Here is a 20,396-nt window from a genome sequence, read left to right as displayed (position 1 = left end):
CGGTCAGCCCGCCGCCGGCGCCAATGGAGTGGGCGGCGGCACTGCCGTGATCGCCGCAGCCCCGGATTGCGCGTGGCCCTCGCCGCCACGGACCGTGACCGCATTGGACGCGAACGGCACGCCAGCTTCGTTCAGCCCCCGATAGACACGCTTCAGGCATTCCCGCTGCAAGGTCGAGGCATGGGCCGGTTTGGCGGTAAATTTCAGCCTGATCACCACAGCGCTGTCGGTGATGTCCGCGACGCCCTGCATCTTGAGTTGCGCAATGAAGTGCGGCGCATATTCCGGGTCTTCAAGCAGGGCGAGGCCGACCTTCTTGATCGTCTTGCGGGCCTTCTCGATATCGGCGGAGTGGTCGAGCCGAACATTGAACTTCACCGTCGCCCAGTCGCGGCTGGCATTGGTCAGCGAGGGGATCTGGCCGAACGGGACCGTATGCACCTGCCCGCTCTGATGGCGAAGCTGGACCGAGCGCAGGGATATTTTCTCGACAGTCCCCTTCAATCGCCCGGTATCGACATACTCGCCGACACGGAACGCATCCTCGATCATGAAGAAGAACCCGGAGACGATGTCGCGCACCAGGGCCTGCGAACCGAAGGAGATCGCAAGGCCGAGAATGCCGAAACCGGCCAGAAGCGGGCCGATATCGACGCCCAGCCGTGAAAGGACGACGAGCGCGAGGAGGCCCGCGACAGCGCCGAGCACGACCCCGCGCAGCACCGGCAGCACCGTGGCGAGGCGGGACGGAACATGGCCCTCGTGCGGGACAGCATCCTCGTCGGCCGGGCCGCTGACGACCGGGCGTGGCGTATACGCGTCGAAGAACGCCCTGAGGAAAACCAGCACCACCCAGCCAGCGAAGACAAGGGCTGCGATTCCGGCGCCCTGACGCGAGAAGGTGCGGAACTCTGGCGAGTTCATGTCGAAAGCGAACTCAGCCCACAGCCTGACCAGGAGGTAGAAGGCGATGGCCCAGACGATGCCTGTCGCGGCTGCTTCGCCCGCGCGCGCCAGCGCCTCGCCATGCGGGGTCGTCTCCCTGGTTGCCGCGCGGCGCAAGCGCCTGCAGCGCAGCAGGCCGCCGACGCCAATCGCGATGATCGGGGCGAGGACGACGATGATCTGAGTCAGCCCGGCCGTCTCAGCCCAGCGTGCTCCGTCGACCATCATCGCCGATGCGCGCCCGACCATCCAGATAGCCAACGTCACCGCCATGTAGAACCAGGGCGCCAGCAAGGCCAGAAGGCGCAGCCCCGGCCCTGGCGTTTCGGAGTTGCTCAGCACCAGTCGCCCCAGATCGTGACGTGCGTCGTAGAACCACCAAAGCTTGAACAGCGTGATCGCGATCGCCGTGACCGCGAACAGACCGGCCACAGCGACCCTGTTGGCGTCGGCGCGTTCGGCAAGAATCACGCCCGTGACCACAAAGACCGCCGAAAGCGCATAGATGATAAGCAGGCGGAAATGATGCTCTGCACGCGGCAGTGGCATCAGTCGGCGCTCGGGATCACCCGGCGCGAGCAGGAATCGACCGACCAGCACGTAGCCCGCGCCGATCGCAAGACCGTTGCCGACCGTCCGCAGGGTTTGCGATGCCAGGTCCAGTTCGGGCAGGGCCAGGCGACCGTAGAGTCGCAGCGTGCCGAGCGCGATGGCAACCATCGCGACGTCCTGCAGCAGACCGTAGCCCGATGCCTTCAGGCGCTCCGTCAATTCGGGCCCAGGCGATCGCATGCGCCTGGCGAACCATCCTGCGCTCGCAAAGCGGAACAGGAGCGCCAGCCCAATCGCCAGCGTGATGCCGAGGAAAAGCCTCACGGAAGCCGGCAGACCCGCGATCCCATTCCGATTGGTCGACCAGGCTCGATTCCACTCCTCGGGAAGAGTGGTGGCAGCCGGTATGGCATCATTGCCGTAGTCGAAGCCCGCGACGAAATCGTCCCAGAACGTCTCCAGCCGGGAGGCTGCCTGGTTGGGGGTCAGTTTGCCCGCCGCGGGCGCCGGCGGGCTTGGCTTCGCGACGGGATCGGGAGCCGGTGGCGCGGCCGCGGGTGCGGCAGCCCCCTCGCCGGCAATCCTCAATATGACCTTCCGCCCGCTGGCTTCCAGCGCATCGATCGTGTGCTTGAGGGCTGCTGGCGTTTCATCGCCACGCAATGTCAGGACAACCGTCGATTGATCATTCGCTGCTTGAGCCTGGGCAGGATGGCTGCCGGCAAGCAGGGTCAGCGCTAGCGCCGCCAGGATCGGCAGAAAACGGGATCGCACTGCCTGGCCGAAAACTCCGACACGAACGCCCATGCTGTCGTCTCCCCCCACGCTGAACGCGTGCAAACGAGACTGAGAGTTGTTCCGCTGCCGGCCGTTTTGCAAGCGCCGCCTGCAGGACCGGTTTCAGCGTCGCTTCAGCCAGTCACCCATACGCGAGACCGCGTCCTCGCATTCGGCCAGTGAACCCGCAAAGGAAAGCCGCACCGTGCGTGCGCCACGCCCCTCGTCGAAATCGAGGCCAGGCGTGATCGCGACATGAGCCTGTTCGAGTACATCGCGGCAGAAAGCCATGGAGTCGTTCGAATATCGCCCGATGTCGAGATAGATGTAGAAGGCCCCGTCGACAGGCAGGAAATCGCCGAGGCCGATTTCAGGCAAGGCCTTCAGCAAATAGGCACGGTTGGCGGCATAGCCTGCCTTGATCGCCTCGCACTCGGCAGTCGCATCGAAGGCCGCCTCGCCCGCCACCTGGCTGAGATACGGCACCGAGATCGAGAAATTCTGCTGCAACCGCTCGATCGTGCGTACCATGCGCTGCGGCACCACGAGCCAACCGACGCGCCAGCCCGTCATGCAGTAATATTTCGAGAATGAGTTGACGATGATCGCGTCCTGATCGGCGCTTAGCGCCGTCGTCGCGGGCGTCTCATAGGTCAACCCGTGATAGATTTCGTCGGAAATGTACCACAGCCCAAGCCGACGGCATTCAGCGGCGACTGCGGCGATCGCGTCCGGTGCCATCACCACGCCGCTCGGATTGGCCGGGCTCATGGTCAGGACACCGGCGAGCGGGCGTTCGGCATGAGCTTTCGCAATCAGGTCCGGGGTCAGCGCGTAGCGGGTCTCAGGGCCGACCTCGATCGCGACCGGCTCCAGCCCCAACGCCGTCAGGATGTTGCGATAGGCCGGGTAGCCCGGCGCCGTGATCGCGACGCGTGCACCTGGCTGGAAACAGGCGAGGAATGCGAGAATGAAGCCACCCGACGAACCGGTGGTCACGATGACACGCTCGGCCGGTATGCTGACGCCATAGGCGTCCTGATAGTGGCGCGCGATACGCTCCCTGAGAGAATCGGTGCCGAGCGCCTGCGTGTAGCCGATGCGGCCATGCTCGAGTGCGCGCGCAGCTGCCGCGCGGATGCTGGCTGGCGTCGGCGCCGAGGGCTGCCCGACCTCCATATGCACGACCGAACCGCCTGCGCGCTCGATCGCCGCAGCCTGGTTCATTACGTCCATGACGATGAAGGGCGCGACCTCAGCCGCACGAGCGGAAAGCGCGGGCGGCGTCGCAAGGCGGTGAGCATCGGTCGTCATGCAGATCTCGCAGCGGGAACCGGCGGAGCCCAGCCCGCCACATGAAGGAGTGCCCTAAAGCATCAGGAGGGAGCGTGGGAAGCCGTTTGTGGGCGTGGTCTACGGCCGGCGCCTCCTTCGAGAGGTCGGTCAGCGCCTGAACCTGTATTCCACCCGGCGACAGGAGTGGCCGAATATCGCATTCGCAATGGTGCCGAGCGACGCCGCGCGCAGGTCAGGTCATGCTCCCGCCGCAACCGCTGGCAAAGCTGTGAATTGACGCTGCCCACGCGAGAGCGGAGAAGGGGCGCAAGATGACCGGTTCAACGCTTGCCGTGGCCAAGGGCCGGCGAGCCCGAAAGGATGACGACATGGCTCTGTTCACCCTGCTCCGCCCGGCCTTCGCCGGACTCAGGCGCGCGGGTCTGGTCCTGGGCGGGCTCGGCCTCGCTGTAGCGCTGGCTGCCGGCCCGGTTCAGGCGCAGGGACAGCCCCTGTCTCCCGAACAGCGCAAGGCCGTCACCGATCTCATTCGCGAGACGCTGCTGAAGAACCCCGAACTGATCCAGGAAGCGCTCGTCGAGCTCGAGCGGCGCAACCAGGTCGCCCAGGCCGAGGCGCAGCGCAGCGCCGTCGCCAGCGAAAAGGCGAACCTCGTAGATCCCGCAACATCGATCATCGCCGCCAACCCGCAGGGTGACGTCACCCTGATCGAGTTCATGGATTACAATTGCGGCTTCTGCAAAAGGGCGCTCGACGATGTCCGCGCCCTCGCCAAGGACGACCCGAAGCTGCGCGTCGTGATCAAGGATTTCCCGATCCTCGGCCCCGATTCGGTCGAGGCGAGCCGTGTCGCCATCGCCGTGAAGAACCAGCTCCAGGGCCAGAAGTACTGGGATTTCCACAACAAGCTGATGGCGACCAAGGGCCGGATCAACGGCGCCAAGGCGCTGGAGATCGCCAAGGAAGCCGGCGCCGATGTCGAGCGCGCCCGCAAGGACATGGACGCGCCTGCAACCCGCGCCGCGATCGAGTCCACCGTCGCACTCGGCGATCGGCTCGGCCTGACCGGCACCCCGGCCTTCATCATCGGTGACGAGGTTGTCTTCGGCGCCGTTGGCGCTGCGGCGCTGAAGGAGAAGATCGAAGCCGTCCGCAAATGCGGCAAGGCCACCTGCAGCGGCTGATGAAACCGGCCGGCCTGTGGTGGCTCACATCGCAGGCCGGTGTCACAGGCTTCCCCTGTCCCGCCGTTCCGGTTAAGACGACGCCGACGCCGCAGCTTCGCGGCTTGAGGAATCAACGCGAGCCATGGTCGCCGTCCACGTCCTGAACGGACCCAATCTGAACCTCCTCGGCACCCGCGAGCCCGGAACCTATGGCTCGGTGACGCTTGCCGGCGTCGAGGAACGTCTCAAGGCGAGGGCCGCCGCTGCCGGAGTCGAGCTGACCTTCAGCCAGACCAATTTCGAAGGCGAGCTGGTCACCCGCGTGCAGCAGGCGGGGTTGGCGGGAGCCGGCATCATCATCAATGCCGGTGCCTACACCCACACCTCCGTCGCGCTGCGCGATGCGATCAAGGGCACCGAGGCGCTCGCCATCGAGGTCCATGTCTCCAACGTGCACGCCCGCGAGGAATTCCGGCACCACTCCTATATGGCGCCGGTCTGCGTCGGCGTGATCTGCGGCTTCGGCGTCGCGAGCTATGATCTTGCTTTCGACGCGATCGTGCCGCTTCTCCAGAAACGTGCAGCAAAGACGGCGGCCTGAACAGGCCGGTTCAATCCAGCAGGGTGGCGCCTCGCGGCTGACCATCCTCTCAACCAAGACGACGAAGACGGTGAAACCCGCCATGGCGACCAAGAGCCCGATCGATCCCGAACTGGTGCGCGAACTCGCGCAGCTCCTCAACGAGACCGACCTGTCCGAGATCGAGGTCGAGAAGGGTGATCTGCGCGTCCGTGTGGCCCGCACCATCTCCGCAACCGTGCAGGTGCCCGTCGCCGCGCATGCCCCGGCCATGGCCCATGCACCGGTCGTGACCGCGCCGGTCGAGGTCAAGTCGGCCGTCGCGCACCCCGGCACTGTTCCCTCCCCGATGGTCGGCACCGCCTATCGCCGCCCCTCGCCTGAAGCGAAGCCCTTCGTCGAGATCGGCCAGGAAGTGAAGGCGGGTGAGCGCGTCCTTCTCGTCGAGGCGATGAAGACCTTCAACGACATCGTCGCGCCGCGCGCCGGCAAGGTCACGGCGATCATGGTCGAGGACGGGCAGCCGGTCGAGTACGGCGAGCCGCTTCTGGTGATCGAGTGAGCGGGGCAGCGGGCGCGGACGAGCCGAAGATGTTCGACAAGATCCTGATCGCCAACCGCGGAGAGATCGCGCTGCGCGTCCTGCGCGCGGCCAAGGAGCTCGGCATTGCGACCGTCGCGGTCCATTCGACCGCAGATGCCAATGCCATGCATGTGCGCCTCGCCGACGAGAGCGTCTGCATCGGCCCCCCGAGCGCCCGCGAAAGCTATCTCAACATCCCGGCACTGATCGCGGCCTGTGAGATCACAGGCGCCGATGCGGTCCATCCCGGCTACGGCTTCCTGTCGGAGAACGCTCGTTTCGCCGAGATTCTCGAGCGGCACAACATCGCCTTCATCGGCCCCAAGGCGGAACATATCCGGGTGATGGGCGACAAGATCGAAGCCAAGCGCACCGCCAAGCGCCTCGGCATTCCCTGCGTCCCCGGCTCAGAAGGCGGCGTCAGCGAGGATGCGGAAGCCCTGCGCATCGCGCGCGATATCGGCTTTCCCGTGATCATCAAGGCAGCGGCCGGCGGCGGTGGGCGCGGCATGAAGGTGGCGCGCAGCGAGGATGATCTCGTCGTGGCGCTCCAGACGGCGCGAACCGAGGCCAAGGCCGCCTTTGGCGATGACGCTGTCTATATCGAGAAATATCTCGAGAAGCCGCGCCATATCGAGATCCAGATCCTTGGCGACGGCCGCGGCCATGCCATCCATCTCGGCGAGCGCGACTGCTCGCTGCAGCGCCGCCACCAGAAGGTCTGGGAAGAAGGCCCCTCGCCCGCGCTCAATGCCGGCGAACGTGACCGGATCGGCACGATCTGCGCCAAGGCGATGGCCGATCTCGGCTATCTCGGCGCCGGCACGATCGAGTTCCTCTACGAGGATGGCGAGTTCTATTTCATTGAAATGAACACCCGCATCCAGGTCGAGCATCCGGTCACCGAGATGATCACCGGGATCGATCTGGTGAACGAGCAGATTCGCATCGCTGCCGGTGCGCCGCTCTCGCTCAAGCAGAGTGACATCATCATCGAGGGGCACGCCATCGAGTGCCGCGTCAATGCCGAGCATCCGGCGAATTTCCGCCCCTCGCCGGGCAAGATCGCCTCGTTCCATACGCCGGGCGGGCTTGGCGTCCGCGTCGATTCCGCGGCCTACCAGGGCTACTCGATCCCCCCGCATTACGACTCTCTGGTCGGCAAGCTGATTGTCCATGGTCGCAACCGGGCGGAATGCCTGATGCGCCTGCGCCGCTCGCTCGACGAGTTCGTCGTCGACGGTGTCGACACGACCCTGCCGCTGTTCCGCACGCTCGTGCGCAATCCCGACATCCTGAACGGCGACTACAATATCCACTGGCTCGAAAAGTTCCTGGCCGCGGGCGGCATGGGGCCCGAGGGGCAATAACGCCGGTCACGGCCTGTCATGCCCGCCCAATGGCGGGCATGACATCCTGCGATGTCTCGGTCGCAAGCCCCGCAACAGTGACTGGGACGGTCGCGACGGGACCGGCCATGACGAAAGAGCGCAGCTTTCGCGTTTGACTTGGCGCCGCGCTCACGCTCCCATCTGCACATGAAGGCTCGTTCAGCGCCAGTGCGCTCGCCCGTGATCACGCCGGAGATCCTGCTGCGCGCTTATGCAGCCGGCATCTTCCCGATGGCGGAGAGCGCCGACGATCCAAACCTGTTCTGGGTCGAGCCCGAGGTCAGGGGCGTGATCCCGCTCGCGAATTTTCACCTGCCTTCACGCCTTGCCCGTACGCTCCGCGCTGACCCGTTCGAGATCCGCGTTGATACCGCCTTCGAACAGGTCATCGCGGCCTGCGCCGAAGCGCGCCCGGACCGGCCCGATACGTGGATCAATACGCGGATCAGGGCGCTGTTTGGCGCACTTCACCAGCTCGGGCACGCCCACAGCGTCGAATGCTGGCGCGATGGAAAGCTGGTTGGCGGGCTCTATGGCCTTTCCCTTGGCGCAGCCTTCTTCGGCGAGAGCATGTTTCATCGGGCAACTGACGCCTCGAAGGTCGCGCTCGTCCATCTGGTGGCCCGGCTGAAGCGCGGCGGTTACCGCCTGCTGGATGCCCAGTTCCAGACCGCCCACCTTGCCCAGTTCGGCACACAGGAAGTGCCACGCGAGGCCTATCGCATGCTGCTCGAAGCCGCGATCGCCCATGACGCGGAATGGTGGAGCTGGCCAAAGGGCCAGCACATCAGCGGTCGCGAGGCCCTGGCTGAGCTCATCTGAGTCCAGCCCCTGCCTCAGTTATTGCCGGCGGGATCACGTCCAGGAACAGGATTGGTCGGGAAGAAGCGCTGGCTCGGCGCCTGACGCGGCTCAACCGGCACACCACGCGGCGGAGCCACATCCATGCGCTGTCCGGGGGGAAGCTGGGTGCCAGGAGGCAGTTGGGTGCCCGGCGGCAGTTGGTTGACGTCGCGTGGCGGCGTGCGCGGTCTGCGCTCTTCCGGTGGCGGCGGCGCTTCCGGATCCTTGGGATCGACCACGAGCTCGGTGCCGCCCTTGCAGTCGGTCAGCCAGACATCATAGATCGCGTGCTCGACGCCATGCAGACCAGGGCTCGCGGCATACATCCAGCCCGTGAAGATGCGCCGGTACTCGTTCGAGAAGGTCACCTCGTCCACCTCAACGAAGGAGGTGGTCTGCGGGTTCTCAGTCGGCGGGCGGGTCCAGCAAACGCGGGGCGTCAGTTGCAGCGCACCGAACTGAACGGTCTCGTCGATCGCCACCTCGAAGGAGATGATCCGGCCGGTGATCTTGTCGAGGCCCGCAAAAACCGCCGTCGGATTGCGGATGCGGTCGGCCTTCGCAGGCTGGACGGCCATCAGGGCCGCGAGAGCTGGAGCGGCCAGGGCCGCGACCTTCGACAATCTGCTGACGGACCGCATCTTCTGCTACGAATCTCCCCTCCCGCCAGAAGACGGGGGCAGCGGCTTAACACGGCAATCGCAGCGGAAAAAGGGCAGCCGGGCCACAGTAGGGCCAACGGCGGCAGCACGTCATTGGCTCTTGCGCGCCCGGAAGCGGGCAACTTTGTCACGGTTGCCGCAGGTGCTCATCGTGCACCAGCGCCGCGTGTTGTTCCGCCCCCGATCGTAGAACACCATTACGCAGTCATGGTTGGCGCAGTGTTTGAGCCGAGCCGGCTCGTGGTCGCAGACGAAGCGGGCGAAATCCAGTGCGATCCTCGACGCTGCTCCGACGCCCCGATCTGAAACCGCCATCAGCGCGTAGCCTTGGTCACCCCTCTGCAACTTATAGCGTTCCGTCGCCGGAACGAGCAGGCGATTGATCGCAGAGATCGACGCCTCCGGCAGCGGCTTGCCCTGCCGCAACAGATCAAAGGCCGAGCGAAGGGTTTGGCGCAAACCATTGATCTCAAAAAATGATTCTGGCGCATCCGCCTCACCTAGCCCAGCCGCGACGAGCCACGCTGCCATGGACTGCGGCTCCCCGAGCAGATCCCGCGGTCCAGTCTCGGTCATCGGCGTGGTGTTGAGCAGATCGAGCCAAGGCCGGCCGCCCATGAAGGGAAAGCCGTCCCGGAAATCATCATGGGTCGGGATAGCGGACATCGGCCACTCCGGTTGGTGCAAGCGAACATCGTTTGTAACCTGTAATTTAGTCATTGACAGGTTACTCGTCAAATGACACCGTTAAGAAAGACAATGACAGGTTACAGACTTCAAATGCGATCCCTCATCAGCTCTGCCGCGCTCGCCACGTTTCTCATTCTCGGAGCCCCACTCATGTCCACCGCACAGCCCGTTGCCCCCGTCCTCTCCCAGTCATTCGCGGTCCGCTACGGCACTGCCAAGGTACAGGGCCTCGACATTTTCTATCGGGAGGCCGGACCGCGGGATGCTCCCGCCATCCTGCTGTTGCACGGCTTTCCGTCCTCATCGCACATGTTCCGCGACCTGCTACCGCTGCTGGCCAAGCGCTACCGCGTCGTTGCGCCTGACTATCCCGGTTTCGGTCACAGCTCCGCGCCCTCACCGAGCGAATTTGCCTATTCCTTCGACAGGCTCGCCGAGGTCGCCGATGGCTTCACGGAGCAGGTCGGCCTCACCCGCTATGCGCTCTATATCCAGGACTATGGCGGCCCGATCGGCTTTCGCCTCGCACTCAAGCATCCGGAGCGCATCCGCGCGCTGATCATTCAGAATGCCGTCGCCAATGAGGGCGCCTGGAGCGCGGAGGCGCGCCGGGACATGGAGCCGTTCTGGCGGAATTGGACACCCGAGACCGAAAAGCCCTTCCGCGATCTGCTCACGGTCGACGGTACGAAGTTCCAGTACACGCATGGTGTGAACCGGCTGGAGCGTCTCTCGCCGGATGCCTGGCGCCATGATCAGGCCGGGTTGGACCGCCCAGGCAATCAGGACATCCAGCTGCGGCTCCTGCACGACTATCAGAGCAATTTTGCAGCCTACCCGGCCTGGCAAGCCTATCTCGCCCGGCACCAGCCCCCCGCACTGATCGTCTGGGGCGAGAACGACCCGTTCTTCATGCTGGCGGGCGTCGACTATCTGAAGGAGCAGTTGCCGGCTGCCGAGGTGCATCTGTTCGATGCCGGCCATTTCGCGCTCGAGACCCATTCCGGCGAGATCGCCGGACGCGTCGATGCTTTCATGAAGCGATTGCCGAAAGCCGACTGACGCGAAACGAGTACGTCGTTGAATCGAAAGGGCCGCCGGCGATCATTCGCCGGCGGCCCTTTTCTAACAGATCGTGCAGGCTTCAGCGCCCGGGCGTCCAGGCCTCGTAATCGCCCGTTGCGGGCGGGCGCTCGCCTTCAGCCAGGGTCGAGCCCTGAGGACGATAGGCCAGTGCCGTTCCCGTCCAGTTCTGCTGATGCGGCTTCTGCCACTCGCGCGGCTGATAGCTCTCCTCTGAGGGAGCGATATCGACGGTGTGATGCAGCCAGCCATTCCAGCCGGCCGGAATGGTCGAAGCTTCAGCCAGACCGTTATAGACCACCCAGCGCCGCTGCAGGCCCAACGCCTTGTCCTTCACCCCACCCTTGGTGCGGTAATAGGTATTGCCGAATTCGTCCTGGCCAACCTTCTCGCCGAAGCGCCAGGTGTGAAAGCGCGTGCCTATGGTCTGGCCGTTCCACCAGGTAAATATCTGCAGCAGCGTTTGCTTCATGGCTCTCGTCCGCCGTGGTCCGCGTCGCGCGACTTATGGCGAGAGCATCCCGCCCTGTCCAGCCCGCAGGAGGATTCACGGCAGATTCGTCGAAACCGCGCGTTCTCGGAATGCTCGCCGCCATGATTCGGCCACCTTGCAAACACGCCCCGGGCACGGTTCGAAACGCGAAGATCACCTGTCTACAGGCACTTGGGGCAGGCTGTGTAGATGGCGCTTGCGATGGTCAGGCGCGGCTGGCCCATTCACCTATGGTCAACCATGACTGCCGCGAATTTTATGCTTTCCGCCACCCGCGAGATCGTCCACCCTTCGCTCAGGCGTACCGATTCCGCCCGTGATTCCGGGTGCTTAGCTGGCAGCTTGAAACTTATCCCCAGAACACACAGATACATACAAGATGTCGTGTCCACAGGGTTTGCGGCGCACTAATCCTTGACGAACCACCCCAGTCGGGACTAGTTTTTGTCAGTCGCGTGACGGCTGGCGGAGACGCCTTCGACACCCGCAAGAGAGTTCCCGGACGGGTCGAGGTGATCACCGCGTGGCATGCCATCCCTGGCAGCGGCGAACGGTGGCGTGCGGTCTGTCTGGTAGCGTCCGGAGTACCGACGGCGGGAAACACCGCCGCGGAATCCAGGGGCATCAAACCGAGTTGGGCTGACATCAGGAGCCGGTGATCAACCGGCCGCGCGGGGCATTTTCGCCCGCGGCATGCATTGGGGACCAAGATCATGCGCATCGAGCGCCGCTACACCACCACCGGACAGTCGCCCTACGCCGCGATTCCCTTCCGTTCGGCTGTCAGCGAGATCCGCAACCCTGACGGCTCGATCGTCTTCCGTCTCGAAGGCATCGAGGTTCCCGAGGCCTGGTCCCAGGTGGCGAGCGATGTGCTCGCGCAGAAATACTTCCGCAAGGCAGGCGTGCCGGCGGCGCTGAAGCGTGTCGAGGAGAACGACGTTCCCTCCTTCCTCTGGCGCTCGGTTCCCGACGAGGCCAAGCTTGCCGAGTTCCCCGAGAGCGAGCGCTTCGTCTCCGAGATTTCCTCCAAGCAGGTCTTTGACCGCCTCGCCGGCTGCTGGACCTATTGGGGCTGGAAGGGCGGCTATTTCTCCTCGGAAGAGGATGCCGCGGCCTTTCATGACGAGCTGCGCTTCATGCTCGCCACCCAGCGTGTCGCGCCGAACTCGCCGCAATGGTTCAATACCGGCCTGCACTGGGCCTATGGCATCGATGGACCCGGCCAGGGCCATTTCTACGTCGACTTCAAGACCGGCAAGCTGGTGAAGTCGAAGTCGAGCTACGAGCATCCGCAGCCGCATGCCTGCTTCATCCAGGGCGTCGCCGACGATCTCGTCAACGAAGGCGGCATCATGGACCTCTGGGTGCGCGAGGCGCGCCTGTTCAAATACGGCTCCGGCACCGGCTCGAACTTCTCGATGCTGCGCGGCGAAGGCGAGAAGCTCGCCGGCGGTGGCCGCTCATCCGGGCTGATGTCCTTCCTCAAGATCGGTGATCGCGCCGCCGGCGCCATCAAGTCGGGTGGAACGACGCGCCGCGCCGCCAAGATGGTCGTGGTCGATGTCGACCACCCCGATATCGAGACATATATCGACTGGAAGGTCCGCGAGGAGCAGAAGGTCGCTGCGCTCGTTACCGGCTCGAAGATCGTCCAGAAGCACATGAAGGCCGTGATGAAGGCCTGCGTGAATTGCGAAGGCGACGGCGATTCCTGCTTCGACCCCGAGAAGAACCCGGCCCTGAAGCGCGAGGTCAAGCTCGCCCGCAAGGCGATGGTGCCGGACAACTATATCAAGCGCGTCATCCAGTTCGCCCGCCAGGGCTACACCGACATCCAGTTCGACATCTACGACACCGACTGGGATTCGGAAGCCTATCTCACTGTCTCCGGCCAGAACTCGAACAACTCGGTCTCGCTGACCGACGACTTTCTGCGCGCGGTGGAATCCGATGCGGACTGGAACCTCACGGCCCGCACCACGGGCAAGGTCCTGAAGACGCTGAAGGCTCGCGATCTCTGGGAGAAGATCGGCTATGCCGCGTGGGCGAGCGCCGATCCTGGCCTGCACTTCAACACCACGATGAACGACTGGCACACCTGTCCGGCCTCGGGACGCATCCGCGCCTCGAACCCGTGCTCGGAGTACATGTTCCTCGACGATACCGCCTGCAATCTGGCCTCCGCCAACCTGCTGCAGTTCTACGACCGCGAGACCAAGAGCTTCGACGTCGCCGCCTATGAGCATCTCTGCCGGCTCTGGACCGTCGTGCTCGAGATCTCGGTGACGATGGCGCAGTTCCCGAGCCGCGAGATCGCCGAGCTGTCCTATGAGTTCCGCACGCTCGGCCTCGGCTATGCCAATATCGGCGGCCTGCTGATGACCATGGGCCTCGGCTATGATTCCGAGGAAGGCCGCGCGCTTGCCGGCGCCCTCACCGCGATCATGACCGGCGTCTCCTATGCGACCTCGGCCGAAATGGCGGGCGAGCTTGGCCCCTTCCCCGGATACAAGAAGAACGCCAGCCACATGCTGCGCGTCATTCGCAACCACCGCACCGCCGCTCATGGGCAGGCCTCGGGCTATGAAGGCCTGCAAGTCACGCCCGTGCCGCTCGACCATGGCACGCTCGCCCGTCTCGGCGGCTCCAGTGCCACCATGTCGGAACGCGCCCGCGCCGTCTGGGATGAGGCCCTCTCGCTCGGCAAGATGTATGGCTACCGCAACGCCCAGACGACGGTGATCGCGCCGACCGGCACGATCGGCCTCGTCATGGACTGCGACACCACCGGCATCGAGCCCGATTTCGCGCTGGTGAAGTTCAAGAAGCTCGCTGGCGGCGGCTACTTCAAGATCATCAACCGCGCCGTTCCCGACGCGCTGCGCTCGCTCGGCTATCGCGAGGCCGAGATCGCCGAGATCGAGGCCTATGCCGTCGGCCATGGCTCGCTTGCCCAGGCCCCTGGCATCAACCATGGCTCGCTCCGGGCCAAGGGCTTCCCGCAGGCCAAGATCGACGCCGTCGAGAAGGACCTGAAGGCCGCTTTCGACATCAAGTTCGTCTTCAACAAGTGGACACTGGGCGAGGACTTCCTCGTCAATGAGCTCAAGGTCCCGGCCGAGAAGTTGAACGACATGTCGTTCGAGCTCCTGCCCTTCCTTGGCTTCTCGAAGGCCGAGATCGAGGCCGCCAATGTCCATGTCTGCGGAGCGATGACGCTGGAAGGCGCGCCGCACCTCAAGCTCGAGCATTACAACGTCTTCGACTGCGCCAATCCCTGCGGACGCATCGGCAAGCGCTATCTCTCGGTTGAGAGCCACATCCGCATGATGGCGGCGGCGCAGCCCTTCATCTCGGGCGCGATCTCGAAGACCATCAACATGCCGAACGACGCCACCGTCGAGGATTGCAAGAGCGCCTATCTGCTCTCGTGGAAGCTGGCCCTGAAGGCGAACGCCCTCTACCGCGACGGCTCGAAGCTGTCGCAGCCGCTGAACTCGGCGTTGATCTCGGACGAGGATGACGACGTCGACGACGCGGTCGAGTCACTGCACCAGCAGCCGATGGCGGCACGCGCCACCCATGTCGCCGAGAAGATCGTCGAGCGCATCGTCGAACGGATCGAACGCAAGCGCGAACGCGAGAAGATGCCGGACCGTCGCACCGGCTATATCCAGAAGGCCGTCGTCGGCGGGCACAAGGTCTACCTGCACACCGGCGAATACTCGGACGGACGCCTCGGCGAGATCTTCATCGACATGCACAAGGAGGGCGCTGCCTTCCGGGCGATGATGAACAACTTTGCGATCGCGGTCTCGCTCGGCCTGCAATACGGCGTGCCGCTGGAAGAATATGTCGAGGCCTTCACCTTCACGCGCTTCGAGCCCTCGGGCTTCGTGCAGGGCAACCAGTCGATCAAGAACGCCACCTCGATCCTCGACTACGTCTTCCGCGAGCTGGCGATCAGCTATCTCTCGCGCAACGACCTCGCCCACGTCGACCCGAGCGAGATCGGCCATGACGTGATCGGTGGTGGCGTCGGCCAGGACAAGGCGCCGGACGCGGTGGGTCCCATCACCTCGACCCCGCTGGCCTCGACCGGCTTCCGCCGTGGCAAGCCGATCAACCTGCTCGCCATCCAGGGCGGAATCGTCCACGAGGCCGTCGCCCGCGGCAGCAACGTCACCTCCTTCGCCACGGCAGGCGCGACCGCGCTGAAGCCGGACGCCGAAGACGAGGCCGTGGGCGAAGCAGAACTGGCCAAGCTCGGCTTCGCCGCTCCCGCCGGCCAGCCGACAGCCTCGGAGCGTCGCGCCGAAGCGATCATGAAGGGCTATGTCGGCGATTCCTGCGGCGAGTGCGGCAACTTCACGCTGGTCCGCAACGGCACCTGCCTGAAGTGCAACACCTGCGGCTCGACGACTGGCTGCTCATAGCGTGCTGAGTGCGGCTCCCTGAAAAACGAGGCATAGTATTGCCGCGATTGTAGGAAAAGTTCCGCAATTGGCGCCCGGCCCTGCCGGGCGTCATTTCGTTTCCAAATAGGCCGAGAAGCTCGGTTTTCCTATCAGCTGACAATCCAGTCCGCCCTCAGCACGGGCCCCACTTCGGCAAACCTCGCTTCGAAAAGCGAGTAGCCTCCTGTCGGACTATTGTTGATTGCCTGGTGTCCCCCGCGCCGCGTCTATCGGATTCGCGACCGGTACTCCGACAGTTGCGATGACCTATCTACCGCTCTTGATGGCCGAGCGAGATATCGATGAGCACGTTCATTTCTGGGAACCAGAGCTTCCGGAGCTGACCCCTTTCCGGACACTGGCAATGTCCGTTATCGGGCACCCTAACGGCATCAGCGACAAAGCCAGCGAACCCGCTGATTACTGACGGTGGAATGCCAGAGTGGCAGGATCGGCTCGCCTGCAACATAAGGAGACAGGCCCGCTGCTTCGGGATTCAGCCTAGAGAGACGTCGTGATGGCAGTCGTCGGGCCCCGTCTCATTCCCGCCCGCGCAGGATAAGGTCGATCCGCGACAGCCCTTGTTCGAGACGTTCGAGGCTGGGCTCGGCACCTAGGCTCAAGCGAAGAGCCTGAATGCTGCTCGTCGAGTTCGCAGCAAGATCCTGCGATGGCATCACCGTCAGACCGCGCGCTCTGGCATAGGTCGCGAACTCGTCGCCGCGCCAAGGCTGCGGCAGGCTGAGCCAGACATGTAGGCCGTCATCGCGCGAGGCCAGTGCGTGCCGGCGCAACACCCGCCGCGCCAGATCGATCCGCTCCCGGCCGGCTGCGCGGCGCTTAGCGATCAGCCGTGTCGCCGTGTCGTCCCTGACCCAGCGTGAGGCCAAGCGCGCCAGCATCGGCGACGGCATCCAGGTACTGACCCGGATGGCGTTGCGTAGCCGTTCCGCGATCAGTGGCGGCGCCGAGATGTATCCGATGCGCAGGCCAGGCAACACCGCCTTGGAGAAGCTTGTAACATAGCAAACAGCGTCGGGCGCCAGCGCCGCCAGGGGCTTGGGCGGCGTGCCGAGCAGTGGGGCGTAGACTTCGTCTTCGACGATCATGATGCCCGAGCGCAGGGCGAAGGCCGCGAGCCGCTCACGGCGGTCAGGCGAGAGATCGGTAAGCGTCGGGTTGTTCAGTGTCGGGTTGAGCACTGCGACGCGCGCGCCAGTCTCCGTAGCGATCCGCTCGAATGCATCAATCTTCATGCCATCGCGGTCCATCGGCACGCCGACGAGCTTCAGGCCCATCATCCGCGCGCAGCTAACGAGGCCAGGCGAGGTTAGCTCCTCACAGAGCACGGTCTCGCCCGCCTTGGCCAACGCCAGCAGGCAAGCGAAGACGCCGTTGATCGCGCCCGAGGTCAGCAGGATGCCGTCGAGCCGCGTGGGCACGCCGAGCCCCTCGAGCCAGAGCGCCGCCGGCGAGATGTCGTCATTGGCAGCGCCGCGCGCCACGTATTCGAACAGCCGCTCGCCGACATCGTAGCGCGCCATGTCCTGGCAGAGCTGGACGACGTCCTCGGATGGATCGAGTGGCATCGGAAAGTTCGAGGCAAAGTCGATGCTGATCTGGTTTTCGCCCGAAGGCCAGGGGATGCGCGATGCGTCGCCGGCCCGCACGTAGGTGCCGCGCCCGATCTCGCCATTGACCAACCCAAGCTCGAAGGCGAGCTTATAGGCCTTGGTCACGCTCGACAGGTTGAGCCCCAGTGCCCGGGCAAGATCGCGCTGCGGCGGCAGCTTGTCACCGGTGGCGAGTCGGCCGCGCACCATATCCTGCGCGATGGCTTCCGCGATGGCGCGATAGACCGGGCGGCTCGGGTCGAGTTCGGGAATCCACATGTTCGCTTCGGCCTGGCGCATTCGTTCCAAGTGGGATTGTCTGCCATACAATCAACTTGCCGGGCTAACCAGCGTCATTGCATCGTCTCCTAGCGATAAGGCAGGGGACATGCAGACGATCGGACTGCTCGGAGGCATGAGCTGGGAAAGCTCGGCCGTCTACTACAAGCTTATCAACGAGGGCGTGCGCGCCCGGCTCGGCGGGCTGCATTCGGCCAAGGTCGTGCTCTGGTCTGCCGAGTTCCAGGACGTCGCTGCCAAGCAGGCGGCCGGCGACTGGCAGGCGCTCCTGGGGATCATGATCGAAGGCGCCAGCGCCCTTGAGCGTTCTGGCGCCGACATGCTGCTGATCTGTACCAACACCATGCACAAGCTCGCCGACCAGGTCGCCGCCGCGATCTCGATCCCGATCGTGCACATCGCCGACATCGCGGCCGCCGCGATCAAGCTCACGCCGAGCCGCCGCCCGTTGCTCCTGGCGACGCGCTTCACCATGGAAGAGCCGTTCTATCGCGGCCGCATGCTGGAACGGCACGGGCTCGACCTTGTCAGGCCCGAGCCGGAGGAAGAGCGCGCCGTCCACGACATCATCTATCGCGAGCTGTGCCAGGGCGTGGTCGAGCCCGGCTCGAAGGCGCGCTGCCTTGACATCATCGCCGCGGCGCGCCGGCGCGGCGCAGACGGCGTCATCCTCGGCTGCACCGAGCTCGACCTGCTGCTTTCGCAGGCCGATAGCGATCTGCCTGTGTTCGACACGACAGCACTCCATGCTGCGGCCGCCGTAGAGCTTGCTGTTGCAGGCCATCCGGCCGCCGCTCTGACGCGAACCGCCTGACATGCACAGCACCTCCCCCATCGCGCTCGGCCGGGCCATTCGTCACGAATGGCCGCTCGACTGGTCAAAGTTGACCGTCAATCACGGCGCCTTCGGCGCGACCCCCAAGGTCGTGCTTGCGGCGCAGACCGCCTGGCGCGACAAGATGGAGGAGCAGCCGAGCTTCTTCATGCGTGCCATCCTGCCCAAGGCGCTGCGGGCGAGCGCCAACGCCTTGGCTGCCTTCCTCAATGCCAAAGGCGAGGACATCAGCTTCGTCGACAACGCCACAACCGGCTGCAACGCCGTCTTGCGCTCGCTCGATCTCAAGCCCGGCGACGAGATCCTGCTACACGGCCAGGCCTATGGCGCCGTCGCCAACACCGCCCGCTACATCGCCGAGCGCAGCGGCGCTCGCGTCGTCGTGGCGGAACTGCCGTTTCCCGAAGCCAACCCAATGGGCTTCGCCGCCCGCTTCATCGCAGGCCTGACGACGCGGACGCGCATCGCGATCATCGACCACGTCACCTCGCCGAGCGCGCTCGTCCTGCCCGTCGCCGAGCTCGCCCACGCGTGCCGCGAGACCGGCGTGCCCCTCCTGGTCGACGGCGCCCATGGACCCGGCCAGGTGGAGGTCGACCTCAGCTCAATCGATGCCGACTACTATGTCGGCAACTGCCATAAATGGCTCGCCGCCCCGAAGGGCTGCGCGTTCCTCTGGACTCGCGGCGACCGACAGGCCGGCCTGCACCCGACCACGATCTCGCACGGCTTTCAGGGCGGCTATCTCTCCGAGTTCGACTGGACCGGCACGCGTGACGCCAGCGCCCAGCTCGCCATCGAGGAGGCGCTCGCCTTCCACGCGCGGCTCGGCGGTAAGGCGCTGCGTCAGCGCAACATCGGCCTCGCCCGCCAAGCCGGCGAACTGCTCGCCGAGCATCTCGGCAGCACCTATGGCAATGCCGGGCATGACGCGGCCATGGCCATGGTTCGGCTGCCGATCGAAACTGGCCCCTACACCAAGGACCGCGCTACCGCGCTGCGCGGCCGCCTCCTTGATGAATTTGCCACCGATGCGCCGCTCCACGCGCATCCGAGCGGCATCTGGGTGCGCGTCTCCGCCCATGCCTACAACGAGATCGGCGACTACGAGATGCTCGCCGAGATCTGCCGCAAGCTCGTCAAAACGATTTGAACGAATAGGGGAGTGAAATGCTAAAGAAGACCGCCGTTGGCAGCGCCATAATTGGCGCAGTTTTTGCCCTCATCACCGGAAGCGCCTCCGCCCAGGCGCTCTACGGCACGCTGAAGAAGATCAAGGACAGCGGCACGATTATCATCGGCCATAACGAGGATTCGCCGCCCTTCGCCTATTTCGGCGCCGACGGCAAACCGCAGGGCTACTCCATCGACATCTGCAACAAGATCGCCGACGCGGTAAAGGCAGAGCTGAAGATGGACAGCCTCACGGTCAAGTACCAGGCCGTGAACGGGCAGACCCGCACGCCGTTGCTCGTCAACGGCACGGTCGACCTCGTATGTGCCACGACGACCAACACCTTCTCGCGCCAGCAGCAGATCGACTTCCTCAACACCATGTTCGTTACCGGCAACCGCCTGCTGGTGAAGAAGAACAGCGGCATCAAGGAGATCGAGGACCTCAAGGGCAAGGTCGTCTCGGCTAACCAAGGCACGACTAACGAGAAGGTGCTGAATGAGCTCAACCAAAAGCTCAACCTCGGCATCAAGGTGCTCTCGACCAAGGACCAGCCGCAAGGCTGGATCGCTCTGGAGACCGACCGCACCGACGCGCACATGACCGATGAAGTCGTCGAATACGGCCTCATCGCCAAGTCGAAGAACCCGGCCGACTACGCCGTCGTCGGCCGCCTGCTCTCCTTCGACCCCTATGCGATCGTCATCCGCCGCGACGATTCCGCCTTCCGCTCGCTCGGCAACAAGGTGCTCGCGAACCTCTACCGCACCGGTGAATGGGAGCAGATCTACACCAAATGGATGTCGACCATCGGCCAGCCGCTCAGTCCCGATCTGAAGCTGCTGATGTCGATGCAGAACTATCCGGATTGATCTGCTCTGAAGCGCTTTCCGGGCCCATACCGGAAAGCGCTTAGCCGCCTCACCCGCTGAAAGCCCTCTCCTCCCGCCATT

Annotated in this window: 17 protein-coding genes; 11 read left to right on the top strand and 6 right to left on the bottom strand. The window is 64.7% G+C overall.

The window, feature by feature from the left end; genetic code table 11:
• Positions 1 to 3: 3 nt before the first annotated feature.
• Both BIWAKO_RS22745 and BIWAKO_RS22740 read right to left on the bottom strand, forming a co-directional pair.
• The gene (locus BIWAKO_RS22745) at positions 4 to 2,304 is read right to left on the bottom strand and encodes a mechanosensitive ion channel family protein (protein WP_069880589.1); all 2,301 of its coding nucleotides are present in this window, start codon (positions 2,302 to 2,304) and stop codon (positions 4 to 6) included.
• Between the two features lie 93 nt (positions 2,305 to 2,397).
• Positions 2,398 to 3,588, bottom strand: a complete 1,191-nt coding sequence (locus tag BIWAKO_RS22740) for a pyridoxal phosphate-dependent aminotransferase (protein WP_069880588.1) — start codon at positions 3,586 to 3,588, stop codon at positions 2,398 to 2,400.
• Positions 3,589 to 3,881: 293 nt separating this feature from the next.
• On the opposite strand from BIWAKO_RS22740, the gene BIWAKO_RS22735 reads away from it, so the two are divergent.
• The 5 genes from BIWAKO_RS22735 to aat all read left to right on the top strand — a co-directional run bounded on the left by BIWAKO_RS22735 (position 3,882) and on the right by aat (position 8,112).
• A complete protein-coding gene (locus BIWAKO_RS22735; RefSeq protein WP_244523523.1) occupies positions 3,882 to 4,754 on the top strand; it encodes a DsbA family protein in 873 nt (290 codons plus the stop codon).
• A 124-nt stretch (positions 4,755 to 4,878) separates the two neighbouring features.
• Entirely contained in the window at positions 4,879 to 5,337 is a 459-nt protein-coding gene (gene aroQ, locus BIWAKO_RS22730; RefSeq protein ID WP_069880587.1) for a type II 3-dehydroquinate dehydratase, read from the top strand.
• A gap of 82 nt (positions 5,338 to 5,419) precedes the next feature.
• Positions 5,420 to 5,878, top strand: coding sequence for an acetyl-CoA carboxylase biotin carboxyl carrier protein (accB, locus tag BIWAKO_RS22725; RefSeq protein WP_069882705.1), 459 nt, complete (start codon positions 5,420 to 5,422; stop codon positions 5,876 to 5,878).
• Between the two features lie 29 nt (positions 5,879 to 5,907).
• Positions 5,908 to 7,269, top strand: a complete 1,362-nt coding sequence (accC, locus tag BIWAKO_RS22720) for an acetyl-CoA carboxylase biotin carboxylase subunit (protein ID WP_069880586.1) — start codon at positions 5,908 to 5,910, stop codon at positions 7,267 to 7,269.
• 168 nt (positions 7,270 to 7,437) lie between these two features.
• Entirely contained in the window at positions 7,438 to 8,112 is a 675-nt protein-coding gene (aat, locus tag BIWAKO_RS22715) for a leucyl/phenylalanyl-tRNA--protein transferase (RefSeq protein WP_069880585.1), read from the top strand.
• Positions 8,113 to 8,126: 14 nt separating this feature from the next.
• On the opposite strand, the gene BIWAKO_RS22710 is transcribed toward aat, so the two are convergent.
• Both BIWAKO_RS22710 and BIWAKO_RS22705 read right to left on the bottom strand, forming a co-directional pair.
• Entirely contained in the window at positions 8,127 to 8,711 is a 585-nt protein-coding gene (locus BIWAKO_RS22710) for a DUF2155 domain-containing protein (protein WP_244523669.1), read from the bottom strand.
• A gap of 174 nt (positions 8,712 to 8,885) precedes the next feature.
• Positions 8,886 to 9,461: a CGNR zinc finger domain-containing protein gene (locus tag BIWAKO_RS22705; protein ID WP_069880583.1), complete on the bottom strand. Its 576-nt coding sequence runs from the start codon at positions 9,459 to 9,461 to the stop codon at positions 8,886 to 8,888.
• Positions 9,462 to 9,635: 174 nt separating this feature from the next.
• Here BIWAKO_RS22705 and BIWAKO_RS22700 point away from each other — a divergent pair, with 174 nt between their 5' ends.
• On the top strand, positions 9,636 to 10,547 hold the full coding sequence (locus BIWAKO_RS22700; RefSeq protein ID WP_141740198.1) for an alpha/beta fold hydrolase: 912 nt from the start codon (positions 9,636 to 9,638) through the stop codon (positions 10,545 to 10,547).
• Positions 10,548 to 10,629: 82 nt separating this feature from the next.
• Here the strand turns inward: BIWAKO_RS22700 and BIWAKO_RS22695 are convergent, their stop codons facing one another.
• Positions 10,630 to 11,040, bottom strand: a complete 411-nt coding sequence (locus BIWAKO_RS22695) for an NADH:ubiquinone oxidoreductase subunit NDUFA12 (protein WP_069880581.1) — start codon at positions 11,038 to 11,040, stop codon at positions 10,630 to 10,632.
• A gap of 734 nt (positions 11,041 to 11,774) precedes the next feature.
• On the opposite strand from BIWAKO_RS22695, the gene BIWAKO_RS22690 reads away from it, so the two are divergent.
• The gene (locus tag BIWAKO_RS22690) at positions 11,775 to 15,500 is read left to right on the top strand and encodes a vitamin B12-dependent ribonucleotide reductase (RefSeq protein ID WP_069882704.1); all 3,726 of its coding nucleotides are present in this window, start codon (positions 11,775 to 11,777) and stop codon (positions 15,498 to 15,500) included.
• A 283-nt stretch (positions 15,501 to 15,783) separates the two neighbouring features.
• Positions 15,784 to 15,948, top strand: a complete 165-nt coding sequence (locus BIWAKO_RS36080) for a hypothetical protein (RefSeq protein ID WP_176733382.1) — start codon at positions 15,784 to 15,786, stop codon at positions 15,946 to 15,948.
• A 112-nt stretch (positions 15,949 to 16,060) separates the two neighbouring features.
• On the opposite strand, the gene BIWAKO_RS22685 is transcribed toward BIWAKO_RS36080, so the two are convergent.
• Positions 16,061 to 17,413, bottom strand: a complete 1,353-nt coding sequence (locus BIWAKO_RS22685; protein WP_176733381.1) for an aminotransferase-like domain-containing protein — start codon at positions 17,411 to 17,413, stop codon at positions 16,061 to 16,063.
• Between the two features lie 109 nt (positions 17,414 to 17,522).
• On the opposite strand from BIWAKO_RS22685, the gene BIWAKO_RS22680 reads away from it, so the two are divergent.
• The 3 genes from BIWAKO_RS22680 to BIWAKO_RS22670 are packed head-to-tail and all read left to right on the top strand — an operon-like array spanning position 17,523 to position 20,315.
• Entirely contained in the window at positions 17,523 to 18,248 is a 726-nt protein-coding gene (locus tag BIWAKO_RS22680) for an aspartate/glutamate racemase family protein (RefSeq protein ID WP_069880579.1), read from the top strand.
• 1 nt (position 18,249) lies between these two features.
• Positions 18,250 to 19,422, top strand: coding sequence for an aminotransferase class V-fold PLP-dependent enzyme (locus BIWAKO_RS22675; RefSeq protein ID WP_069880578.1), 1,173 nt, complete (start codon positions 18,250 to 18,252; stop codon positions 19,420 to 19,422).
• Positions 19,423 to 19,439: 17 nt separating this feature from the next.
• A complete protein-coding gene (locus tag BIWAKO_RS22670; RefSeq protein ID WP_069880577.1) occupies positions 19,440 to 20,315 on the top strand; it encodes an amino acid ABC transporter substrate-binding protein in 876 nt (291 codons plus the stop codon).
• Positions 20,316 to 20,396: the final 81 nt, after the last annotated feature.

This window comes from Bosea sp. BIWAKO-01, assembly GCF_001748145.1.
GTDB lineage: Bacteria > Pseudomonadota > Alphaproteobacteria > Rhizobiales > Beijerinckiaceae > Allobosea.
Note: the sequence above shows the minus strand (reverse complement) of the source record. Positions and strands in the feature narration are given on the sequence as shown.